General features: G+C 25.8%; 12 protein-coding genes. 9 read left to right on the forward strand and 3 right to left on the reverse strand.

Annotated features, from left to right (window positions below; translation table 11 throughout):
• Positions 1 to 102 precede the first annotated feature (102 nt).
• The 6 genes from ACYQ44_RS05650 (at position 103) to ACYQ44_RS05675 (ending at position 5,887) form a co-directional block, all read left to right on the forward strand.
• Entirely contained in the window at positions 103 to 1,038 is a 936-nt protein-coding gene (locus tag ACYQ44_RS05650; RefSeq protein WP_459995859.1) for a PD-(D/E)XK nuclease family protein, read from the forward strand.
• Positions 1,039 to 1,191: 153 nt separating this feature from the next.
• Entirely contained in the window at positions 1,192 to 1,572 is a 381-nt protein-coding gene (gene rbsD / locus ACYQ44_RS05655) for a D-ribose pyranase (protein WP_459995861.1), read from the forward strand.
• The gene (locus tag ACYQ44_RS05660) at positions 1,572 to 3,050 is read left to right on the forward strand and encodes a sugar ABC transporter ATP-binding protein (RefSeq protein WP_459995864.1); all 1,479 of its coding nucleotides are present in this window, start codon (positions 1,572 to 1,574) and stop codon (positions 3,048 to 3,050) included. The genes rbsD and ACYQ44_RS05660 overlap by 1 nt, the downstream gene beginning before the upstream one ends.
• Positions 3,050 to 3,973, forward strand: a complete 924-nt coding sequence (locus ACYQ44_RS05665) for an ABC transporter permease (protein WP_459995865.1) — start codon at positions 3,050 to 3,052, stop codon at positions 3,971 to 3,973. The genes ACYQ44_RS05660 and ACYQ44_RS05665 overlap by 1 nt, the downstream gene beginning before the upstream one ends.
• 35 nt (positions 3,974 to 4,008) lie before the next feature.
• Complete coding sequence (locus ACYQ44_RS05670; RefSeq protein WP_459995879.1) at positions 4,009 to 4,857, forward strand: D-ribose ABC transporter substrate-binding protein; 849 nt, start codon at positions 4,009 to 4,011, stop codon at positions 4,855 to 4,857.
• A 46-nt stretch (positions 4,858 to 4,903) separates the two neighbouring features.
• Positions 4,904 to 5,887 (forward strand): LacI family DNA-binding transcriptional regulator, encoded by a 984-nt coding sequence (locus ACYQ44_RS05675; protein ID WP_459995867.1) that lies wholly within the window; start codon positions 4,904 to 4,906, stop codon positions 5,885 to 5,887.
• A 4-nt stretch (positions 5,888 to 5,891) separates the two neighbouring features.
• Here ACYQ44_RS05675 and ACYQ44_RS05680 read toward each other — a convergent pair whose 3' ends face one another.
• Entirely contained in the window at positions 5,892 to 6,251 is a 360-nt protein-coding gene (locus tag ACYQ44_RS05680; protein ID WP_459995869.1) for a chorismate mutase, read from the reverse strand.
• 63 nt (positions 6,252 to 6,314) lie between these two features.
• Between ACYQ44_RS05680 and ACYQ44_RS05685 the strand changes: the two genes are divergently transcribed.
• Entirely contained in the window at positions 6,315 to 7,472 is a 1,158-nt protein-coding gene (locus ACYQ44_RS05685; RefSeq protein WP_459995870.1) for a hypothetical protein, read from the forward strand.
• Here the strand turns inward: ACYQ44_RS05685 and ACYQ44_RS05690 are convergent.
• Together ACYQ44_RS05690 and ACYQ44_RS05695 are read right to left on the reverse strand one after the other, a co-directional pair.
• Positions 7,459 to 8,202 (reverse strand): TIGR03915 family putative DNA repair protein, encoded by a 744-nt coding sequence (locus ACYQ44_RS05690; RefSeq protein ID WP_459995871.1) that lies wholly within the window; start codon positions 8,200 to 8,202, stop codon positions 7,459 to 7,461. The genes ACYQ44_RS05685 and ACYQ44_RS05690 overlap by 14 nt on opposite strands.
• Before the next feature lies 1 nt (position 8,203).
• Positions 8,204 to 9,451, reverse strand: a complete 1,248-nt coding sequence (locus ACYQ44_RS05695) for a putative DNA modification/repair radical SAM protein (protein WP_459995872.1) — start codon at positions 9,449 to 9,451, stop codon at positions 8,204 to 8,206.
• A 120-nt stretch (positions 9,452 to 9,571) separates the two neighbouring features.
• On the opposite strand from ACYQ44_RS05695, the gene ACYQ44_RS05700 reads away from it, so the two are divergent.
• Both ACYQ44_RS05700 and ACYQ44_RS05705 read left to right on the forward strand, forming a co-directional pair.
• Positions 9,572 to 10,699, forward strand: coding sequence for a phospholipase D-like domain-containing protein (locus tag ACYQ44_RS05700; RefSeq protein WP_459995873.1), 1,128 nt, complete (start codon positions 9,572 to 9,574; stop codon positions 10,697 to 10,699).
• A gap of 58 nt (positions 10,700 to 10,757) precedes the next feature.
• Positions 10,758 to 10,889: AAA family ATPase (locus ACYQ44_RS05705; RefSeq protein WP_459995881.1), on the forward strand; the 132-nt coding region annotated here is incomplete at its 3' end.

Genomic DNA, 10,889 nt, shown 5'->3' on the forward strand with positions numbered 1-10,889 from the left:
TACTGATGCCTATAAAGAGAATAAGTAATATTTATTACTTAATTATACTATATATATTTGAATTATTATTAAAATCTTGTATAATGATTATGAGGTGAGAAAATGGATCAATATCCTGAAAAATCATGGTCTTTTTCAAAAGATAAATTATTAACTAAATGTCCTAGAGCTTATTATTATTCAAAATTTTTAATGTGGGGTGGTTGGAACTATGACGCTTCAGAGCGTAAGCGAAAAGCATATAGATTAACAAAATTAACAACAGTAGAACAATATTTAGGTTCTTTAATACATAGTTATATTGCTAATAATATTACTGCATTAAAATCTGGAGATATAAAAACTGCTCTTGAGTATGTTGGAAAAGAACTTAATAAAGCAGTAGAATCTTCATATAAATTAAGAAATGAATGGGAACAAAATCCAAAAAATTACGTAATGTTGTATTCAGTATATTATAAAAATAGAAATTTATTTGAAGGGAATTTTGGAAGAAGCATAAAAGAAAAAGCAAAGATACTGATTCAAAATTATTATGCTTCCAGAACATTAAAAGATATACAAAATGGCATAAAAGTATTAGAAATAGATAGGGAAAATAATTTCACATCTTTCTTTATTAACAATTATAAAATTTATTCAATATTGGATTTTATGTATGAAAAGAATGGAGATATATTTATTGTTGACTGGAAAACTGGAAAAAGATCAGTTGATGATGAAATGCAATTAAAATTATATGCATTATATGCATATAAGAATTATAATATAAATTTGAATAAAGTTTATTTAATAAATGAATATTTATATGAGGGAAATTTTGAAGAAAGAAAATATTCTAAAGACGAATTACTTGAAATAGAAGATTATATAAAAGAACGGATAGAAATAATGGAATTTTATTTAAAAGATAAAGATAAAAATATTCCAAAAGAGGAGGAAAAATTTCCTGCTAGACCATCTAAATATAATTGTAAATGGTGTAATTTTAAGGAAATTTGCCCAGCATATAATGAAAGTTTTATATTAAGTGTATAATATTTTAAAATTAAAAGAAATTAACTAATATTTATTTATAAATGTGTATAATTAAGTTTAAATTAGTATAAATAAATTTTGTATAAAAATCTAAATGTGTTATTCTTATTTCAGAAAACGTTTTCGAAAACGTTTTCTAGGGAGGATGAAATAATGAAAAAAACAGGGATTTTTAATTCTGAAATTTCTAGTGTAGTTGCTTCTATGGGGCATATGGACAAACTTACCATTGTTGATATGGGATTTCCTATTCCTGAAAATACTAAAAGAATAGATTTAGTAGTAGATAAAAATAACCCGACATTTTTTGATGTATCAAAAGCAGTGTTAAAAGAATTACATATAGAAAAAATAATAATAGCAGAAGAATCAAGTGAAGATTTTATCAATTCTATTAAAAAAATATGTGAAAATGTAGAGTTTGTTTCTCATGAAGATTTAAAAAAACTTTCTAAAGAAAGCAAGGCAATAATAAGAACCGGAGAAATAAAACCATATTATAATGCTATTTTTGTTTCAGGAGTGATATTTTAATGTTATTAAAATTAGAAAAAGTGACAAAAAAATTTCCAGGAGTATTAGCATTAGATAATGTAAATTTCGAGCTTAATAGTGGGGAAGTTCATGCTTTATTAGGAGAAAACGGAGCAGGAAAAAGCACTTTGATTAAGATAATAGGAGGGGTTCATAAAGCGGATAAAGGGAAAATGTATTATAATGGGAAACCAGTATTTTTTTCCAATCCGTTTGATGCTATAAATAATGGAATAGCGACAATACATCAGGAGTTAAATTTATTTGAAGACTTAACGGTAGCTGAAAATATATATATAGGAAATATAAAAAAAACTTTTATTAACAAAAAACAGATGATAAAAGAAGCTCAAAAAATATTATCAAAAAATAATTTTAATATTAAAGCAGATGCTATAGTAAAAGATTTAAACACTTCTGAAAAACAATTAGTTGCAATTTCAAAAGCATTATCATTAAAATCAAAAATAATTATTATGGATGAACCAACAGCATCAATAACAGAACATGAAACAAAAAAACTATTCAAAATAGTTAAAGAGTTAAAAAAACAAGGAATAGGGATAATTTTTATATCACATAGATTAGAAGAAGTTTTTGATACAGCAGATAAGGTTACAGTTTTAAGGGATGGAAAATATATTGGAAGTGGAAATGTAAATGAATTTGATCAGGAAATATTAATTAACATGATGGTGGGAAGAAAAATTGATGATATGTTTCCAAAATACAACTCGCCTCAGGGTGAAATAGTATTTTCTATAAAAAATTTAAGAATAGAAAAAATGGTGGAAAATGTATCATTTGATGTAAAAAAAGGAGAAATATTTGGAATAGCTGGTTTAGTTGGTTCTGGGAAATCAGAAATACCTTTAGGGATTTATGGCTATATGCCAGCCAAATGGGATAAAATGGTCATAAATGATGAGGAGATAAAAAAAATCAAAAGTCCTGAAGAAGCATTAAATTATGGAATAGCTTTGGTTCCAGAAGATAGAAAAAGTATGGGTTTAATATTGGAATTAGATATTATGAAGAATATTATTATTCAAAATACAAATTTAGTTGAAAAATCAGGAGTTTTATTTTGGTCTAAAGCAAAGAAAATAGCTAAAGAAGAAATAGAAAAATATTCAATAAAAGCGACATCAATTAATCAAAAAACACAAAATCTTTCTGGAGGTAATCAACAAAAAGTTGTTATATCAAAGGTTTTAAAGAGAAGTCCTAAAATAGTTTTTTTAGCTGAACCAACAAGGGGAATAGATGTTGGAGCAAAAGTAGAAGTTTATAACATTATAAATGAATTAGCTAATGAAGGGAACGGTATAGTATTTATATCTTCTGAATTACCAGAAATTGTAAGTTTGTGTGATAGAGTTTTGGTTATGCATAGAGGAAAGAGTATGGGAATATTAGAAGATGAAGAAATAACTCAAGAAAACATCTTAAAACTAGCTACAGGAGTTGATATTTAATGAGTAAAGAACTAATAAAAAAAATGAAAGAATATCCAGCTATTGTCGGTTTTATAGGAATCTCGATTCTTTTTGCAATTTTAAGTGATAGATTTCTTACTATATCAAATATTATAAATGTTTTTAGGCAAGTTTCAATACAAGCTATAATGGCATTTGGTATGACAATGGTAATTATTTCTGGCGGTATTGATTTATCAGTTGGGTCAATATTTGCATTATCTGCTGTTATAATGGCATCTGTTTTAAAAACGGGATCTGTTTTTTTAGGAATAATAGTTGCATTGGTTATTGGTGCATTAATGGGATTTGTTAATGGCTTTATAATAGCAAAAGGAAGGATTCAACCATTTATTGTTACACTAGCAACAATGGCAATTGGAAGAAGTCTAACTTTAGTTTATACTCAAGGAATGCCAATTACAGGGCTTCCGTCAAGTTTTAGAATTATTGGAAGAGGAAATTTATTTGGATTACCCTATCCAATAATAATAATGTTGAGTATATTTATTTTAATATGGTTTATTTCAAAAAATACTAAATTAGGATTATATACTTATGCAATTGGTGGAAATGAAACGGCAGCTAAATTAAGTGGAGTGAAAGTAATAAAATATAAAATAATAATATATATAATAAGTGGTGTATTATCTGCGGTAAGTGCAATGCTATTAACTGCAAGACTTAATAGTGCGCAACCGACTTTTGGTAGCGGATATGAATTAGATGCAATAGCTGCAGTTGTTTTAGGTGGTGCTAGTTTGGCTGGAGGTAAAGGAAGTGTTGTAGGTACAATTTTTGGAGCATTAATAATGGGAATTATTAATAATGGTTTAAATTTATTAAACGTATCTCCCTTTTATCAGCAAGCTGTTAAAGGTGCAGTTATCCTTATAGCAGTATTGCTGGAGAGGGAAGACTAATAGGGGGTGTATTTATGAAAAGAGTAGCATTGTTTATGGTATTTATTATGGTTTTATCATTATCGGCATTTAGTATTAAGATTGGATTATCTCTTTCAACTTTAAACAACCCGTTTTTTGTTGAATTAAGAAACGGTGCATTACAGGAAGCTGTTAATCAAGGTGCTGACATTGTTGTAGTAGATGCACAAGACAAGCCTTATAAGCAATTAAACGATATTGAAGATTTAATACAACAAAAAGTAGATCTAATTATCGTTAACCCAACTGATAGCGATGCTATAGTTACAGCAGTTGAAGAAGCAAATGACGCAGGAATACCTGTTATTACAGTAGATAGAGCTGCAAATGGCGGTAAAGTTATTTTACACATTGCATCAGATAATGTAGCTGGTGGAGCAATGGCAGCAAAATATATAGCAGATCTTTTAAATGGAAAGGGAAATGTAGTAGAGTTAGTTGGAATACCAGGAACATCTGCTGCAAGGGATAGAGGTAAAGGTTTTGAAACTGAATTAAAAAATTATCCCGGTTTAAAATTAATAGCAAAGCAAACAGCTAACTTTAATAGAGCAGAGGGTTTATCAGTTATGGAAAATCTTTTACAAGCATATCCTGATATTGATGCAGTATTTGCACAAAATGATGAAATGGCTTTAGGTGCAATAGAGGCAATTAAATCTGAAGGTAAATTAGGAAAAATAGTAGTTGTTGGATTTGATGCAATTCCTGATGCAGTAAATGCAGTGAAAAAAGGTGAAATGGCTGCAACAGTTGCACAACAACCTGCTTTAATGGGACAATTAGCAGTTAAAAAGGCAGTAGAATACTTAGAAACACATACCATTTATATTCCTGTAAATTTAAAACTTGTGGTAAAATAATAAATAATGGGGGTAATCCCCCATTTTTATTGAGAGGAGAAATATTATGAGAAGAATAAGTATTAAAGATGTGGCTAAAGAAGCAGGAGTTTCTATATCGACTGTATCAAGGGTTATTAATAATAGTGCATATGTTAAAGACGAATTGAGAATAAAGGTTGAAAAAGCCATAAAGAAATTAAATTATAAACCGAGCACTATTGCTCAGAGTCTTAGAAAAGGTAAAACAAAAACAATTGGATTTGTGATTCCTGATATTACTAATCCTTTTTTCCCAAATATTGTGAAAGGTGTTGAAGATTATTTAAAAAAAGAAGGATATACATTATTATTAAGTAATTCAGATCAAGATTTAGAAATGGAAACGAAGATTATAAATACATTTATTTCTAAACATATTGATGGTATTATTTTTACAGGAACAGGATTGTATAATCCTACATTAGAGAAATTAATAGAAAAAGGAGTAAAAATAGTATTTCTAGATCGTATTTTAGAAGGCATTAATGCATCTTATGTTATATGTGATAATCAAATAGGAATTTACAAGTTATTAGAATATTTATACGATAGAGGAAATAAAAGTTTTTATTTTGTAAACGGAGATGAAAATACATTTAGTGCTAAAATAAGGTATGAAACATATATAAAATTTATGAAAGAAAAAAATATAAAAGATTATTATCATATATATACTAGATTTTCTTATGAAGCGGGTTATAAATTTGGGAAAGAAATAAAAGAACTCCCAGATGTTATTATAGGAGGGAATGACTTAATAGCTTATGGCATAATTGATTCTCTTCAAGAAAAAGGAGTAAAAATACCAGAAGATGTTAGTGTAACAGGATTTGATGATATTCTTTTTAGTAAGCATTATAAACCTTCTTTAACCACAGTAAGACAACCTATTTATGAAATGGGGTATAAAGCAGCAGAATTAATGTTAAAAATAATAGAGGGTAAACAAAAACAAATTAAAGGAATTATATTAAAACCTCAATTAATAATTAGAAATTCAACAAAATAATAACTTAATAAATATTAGAATCATATTCTAATAAATCTTTGCGTAAATCTTTTGCACGATGCAAAAATATAAAATTTTGTGTATTACTTTCGCATAATATTAAAATCCTTATTATTCCTTCTTTAGAGCCTTCAAACATAGCTTCTTGGAATGTCATTAAAGGAATTTTTGATAAATTAAATTCTTCCCTTATCGCTGTAATAGGATTATATGCTGTAATATCAGGAGTAACAGAACATAATATTGCAATTATATTTTTGATATTATTATTTTCAATAATTTTATTGTATAATTCAATAGAGCGGTTTATAATATGTTTTTTTTCATTTTTTTCTATTGAAGTTGCTCCTCTAATACCTATCATATTACACCTCGTAATTAAAATAAATAATCATTCCATAAAATTATATCATAAAGGAGAAATATTATGAAATTTGCTATAGTTATTAATACTTATATAAGGATAAATGAAAAAGTTATTGATTACTTTGATCATCCAACAGTATTGGAAAAATTTGAAAAAGAAAATACCCTGTATAAAACAATAAAAAGTATAAACAATTTAATACTTAATTCTGAAGATGAATTAAGTATATATATATTTTCAATAGCTGCTCATGAAGATACTTCCAGAGATGATGAAATAAAATCCAAAATAGAAAAAATATTAAAAAATTCTAAATTTAAATATTATATTTATACAAATTCTGATATTCAAAAATATAGAAAAAAATATAACTCATCATTTTTTTCAACAAAAGGATATTCAGAAATTAGAAATCAGGGATTTTTATTTTCTATTATAAATAACGAAGATATTATTATTCAAATTGATGACGATGAATTATTAAGAGGAAATTATATATTAAAAGCCAAAGAAATTTTAAAAAACAATCCTGATAAATATCTTATTACAGCACCTTATGAAAAAAATGGTACAATTAGAATTTTAGATGAAGATAAACTCAAATCATGGAAAAAATCTAAATCTATGGATAATGATATAGTCAGATTATCTCAGACTAATGAATTAAAAGAATGTATTTTTGGATTTGGCGGGAATATGATTATTAGAAAAAAATTTGCTGAAAATATTTATTATCCACTAGATATTCCGCGTGGTGAAGATTTTGCATTATTATTAGCATCAAGATTAATATATGAAAATGGAAATGAATATGCCCTAATAAAACCAAACAATAAAATATTTAAAACATATTATACACCTGAAAAAGATCTAACTATAATACATGAACCTCCATATACTCCAAGTGAAGATTTTATATTTTATATAGAAAAAAATTTAAAAAGGTTTATATTAGAATGGTTAATGATAAAAGGACAAAATAAATTTACATTTGAAGATTTGAAAAATTACTCACTATATTTATATGAAATGATTGGATATAATGACTTTAAATTTAAAATTAAAGAAATTTTGAGAGAATTAAGTAGAATATCTAATAATGTGAACAAATTAGAAAAAGAAATTTTTGAATATTTTGATAAATATTCTAAGAAAAATAGATTTGAAGAATATAAAAAGAAACAAAAAGAATATATTGATTTAATTAAATCTCTATAAGATATTTCCAATATCGTGAAGGCATATATTGCTTTTGAAGTTTTAAATTTTTTCTTTCAGAGATAGTTGCGTTATTAAAATATGTTTTCCATAGATTTTGAAAATAGATTTCATCATAAGATAAATTTTCTTCTTTCAAATAAAAATTTCTTTTAAATTCATTTATTTTTGCTAATTCTATTTTTTTATTGTATGAAAGAACAAGATTTCGTTTAATATCATGAATAATCCATTTTTCGTTAGGAAAACGGTTAATAAAATGTTTTGAAAGTAATGTTATTATATTATGATCAGGTTCAAAAGGAGCATATAATACGTCATTTTCTAATTTCCTAAATCTTAATAATCCTAGAAACTTATGTTTTTCATTCATAACTTTAGATATAGCATTTTTAAATCTAATAATATAATTTTTTTCAATATGTAATTCTGCATTTGTTTTTAATTTTAATGATAGATTAAAATATCTTATGATATCAACCTCAATATTATCTATTTCAGATAAATATGCAAGATAAATGTTTTTAAAAACAGTTTTATCAAATTTTTTAATTATAAATTCACTAACCACAGCAGCTTTTTTATAATCAGTTTTTATATTATCAAATATATTAAAAACACTGGGATTGTTTTTCCTAAAAATAAGATCAGGTATTTTTTGCTCATTATATGTATTATAGATAATTGTTAGCAATCCCTGGAAAGTATTATCGTATGTAATGATTTTCATTTTATACCACCTTCTCAATAGCTGTTAAAGGAAATAGAGGAATTTGATTATCTTTGTTTCTTATTAATTCCTCTTTTATTGATTCTGGGGTTAAAAATAAATTTGAATAATATTTTCCATTACAGGTTATAAAATATTTAGCTCTTTTTAAGACAACACCTATTTTTTTTAATTCATTAAAAGTTATTGGGGCGTATTTTCTAGCTTTTAAAATAGTTAAAGCGGATTTTACTCCTATTCCAGGTACTCTAAGTAAAGTTTCATAGGAGGCTTTGTTTATTTCCACAGGGAAATAATGGAAATTTCTTAAAGCCCATGAAGTTTTTGGGTCTAAATCTTCATCCAAAAATGGGTGATTCTCATTTAAGATTTCATTAGCAGAAAATTTATAAAATCTTATAAGCCAATCAGCTTGGTATAATCTATTTTCCCTTTTTAATGGTGGTTTTACATTTGGAAGTCTTTTATCCTCATTAACTTTTATAAATGCTGAATAATATACTCTTTTCATATTAAATTTTTTGTACATATTTTCAGTAAGTTTCAAAATTTGAAGATCACTTTCTGGAGTGGCACCAACGATTAATTGTGTACTATGACCAGCAGGTACAAATAAAGGAGCTTTTTTATATTTTTTTCTCTCTTCAATATTTTCTAAAGTATTTTGTCCAAGAAAATTCATAGGCTTAATTATATTTTCTTTGTTTTTTTGAGGAGCTAATAATTTAAGGCTTTTTTCACTTGGTAACTCTATGTTTACACTTAATCTATCAGCATAAAAACCTGCTTCTTTTATTAATTTTAAATCAGCACCAGGAATCACTTTTAAGTGTATATATCCATTAAATTTTTCTTCAATGCGGAGTTTTTTAACCACTTTTAACATTTGTTCCATAGTATAATCTGGATTTTTTATAATAGCAGAACTTAAAAACAATCCCTCAATATAATTTCTTTTATAAAAATTAATAGTTATATTAACAATTTCTTCAACAGTAAAAGTAGCTCTTTTAATATTATTACTTGCTCTGTTTATGCAGTATGCACAATCATAAATACAGGCATTTGAGAACAAAATCTTTAAAAGGGAAATACATCTACCGTTGCTTGTCCAACTATGGCAAATTCCACTAGAGGTGGCATTTCCTAACCCGTTTTTTGAATTATTTCTTTTACTGCCGCTTGAAGAACATGAAACATCATATTTTGCAGCTCCTGATAAAATTTTTAATTTTTCTTTTATATTCATAATATCACCTTTTTTCATAGCTGTGTTATATTGTAGGTATAAAAATTATATAACATAAATGTATAAAAGTCAACTATATGATGTGAAATTTATGTATGAATATATAGGGGAGGTATAGTTATGAAGAAACTATTTACAGTGGTATTTTTATTTTTAGCATTATCATATTTTGCTATATCTGAAGGAGAATGGATTATATCTGATAAAAAATTAGATTTACCAGGAGTATATTTTGATGACGAAAAATATTTCTGGAGAGCAGATTATCATCTTGAAGATTTAAAAGAAGCAACAGAGTTGAATTTAAAAATACATCATGTTACTGATGATTCAACAATTTTATTTTTTGATGAAGGAAATAATGAAGAAAAAAACTGGCAATACATAAAATCTTTGCTTGATGGTGCTAAGAAATTCGTGTGGGCAGCAATATATGATATTAATTATTATCCTTTTATACAGGAATTAAAAGAACTAAAGAAAAGAGGAATAGATATAAAAATAATATATGAATTAGATAATTTAAATTCATATATAAGTGGTTTAGGCAAGGCAGGAATAGAAACAAAGCATGATAAAAATTATAAATTAATGCATGATAAATTCTTAATTATAGATGGGTATTGTGTAATAACAGGAAGTACAAATTTTACCAATAATGGATTTAAATATAATTCTAATAATTCAATAGTTATTTTTTCTAATGAATTAGCTCAGGATTATATGGATGAATTTCAAGAAATGTATCAAGGATATTTTGGAAAAAAATCATTAGATAATAAGAAATATAAAAAGGTAGAATTCGATAGTGGTTTAATTGAACCATATTTTACACCAGAAGATGATTTAACAAATAGAATTATAGAATTAATAAATAATGCTAAAAAATCTATACATGTAATGATTTTTACATTTAGCAAAAAAGAAATAGCAGAATCATTAATAAATGCTAAAAATAGAGGAGTTGATGTAAAGATTATCGCAGAAGAATATCAATCTAATTATAGTTGGGCACAAATAAACTATTTGAAACAAAATGGAGTTAATGTTATTTTAGACAAAAATGATAGAACATTTCATCATAAAGTGATGATTATAGATGAAAATATTACAATTACTGGTTCTTTTAATTTTACAAATTCTGCTCAATATAATAATGACGAAAATTCCTTAGTGATACATAGTGAATATATATCAAAAGAATATGAGAGAGAATTTAAACGTTTGTGGAATAAATATACAAAATAAAATTATATCATTTTTGTATGATATAATTAAAACAAAAGAGAAGCTCGGAGGTGACTTGATGAAAAAACTACCAATAGGAGTACAAGATTATAAAGAAATAATAACAGAAGATTATATATATGTAGATAAAACAAAATACATCTATGAATTAATAAACAGTGGTAAATTTTACTTTCTCTCCCGTCCGAGA

The organism is Marinitoga arctica (assembly GCF_054657315.1).

Bases quoted from the DNA above. Each gene is read 5' to 3' on its own strand.
- ACYQ44_RS05650 (WP_459995859.1), top strand. From the start codon at position 103: ATGGATCAATATCCTGAAAAATCATGGTCTTTTTCAAAAGATAAATTA.
- rbsD (WP_459995861.1), top strand. From the start codon at position 1,192: ATGAAAAAAACAGGGATTTTTAATTCTGAAATTTCTAGTGTAGTTGCT.
- ACYQ44_RS05660 (WP_459995864.1), top strand. From the start codon at position 1,572: ATGTTATTAAAATTAGAAAAAGTGACAAAAAAATTTCCAGGAGTATTA.
- ACYQ44_RS05665 (WP_459995865.1), top strand. From the start codon at position 3,050: ATGAGTAAAGAACTAATAAAAAAAATGAAAGAATATCCAGCTATTGTC.
- ACYQ44_RS05670 (WP_459995879.1), top strand. From the start codon at position 4,009: ATGGTATTTATTATGGTTTTATCATTATCGGCATTTAGTATTAAGATT.
- ACYQ44_RS05675 (WP_459995867.1), top strand. From the start codon at position 4,904: ATGAGAAGAATAAGTATTAAAGATGTGGCTAAAGAAGCAGGAGTTTCT.
- ACYQ44_RS05680 (WP_459995869.1), bottom strand. From the start codon at position 6,251: ATGATAGGTATTAGAGGAGCAACTTCAATAGAAAAAAATGAAAAAAAA.
- ACYQ44_RS05685 (WP_459995870.1), top strand. From the start codon at position 6,315: ATGAAATTTGCTATAGTTATTAATACTTATATAAGGATAAATGAAAAA.
- ACYQ44_RS05690 (WP_459995871.1), bottom strand. From the start codon at position 8,202: ATGAAAATCATTACATACGATAATACTTTCCAGGGATTGCTAACAATT.
- ACYQ44_RS05695 (WP_459995872.1), bottom strand. From the start codon at position 9,451: ATGAATATAAAAGAAAAATTAAAAATTTTATCAGGAGCTGCAAAATAT.
- ACYQ44_RS05700 (WP_459995873.1), top strand. From the start codon at position 9,572: ATGAAGAAACTATTTACAGTGGTATTTTTATTTTTAGCATTATCATAT.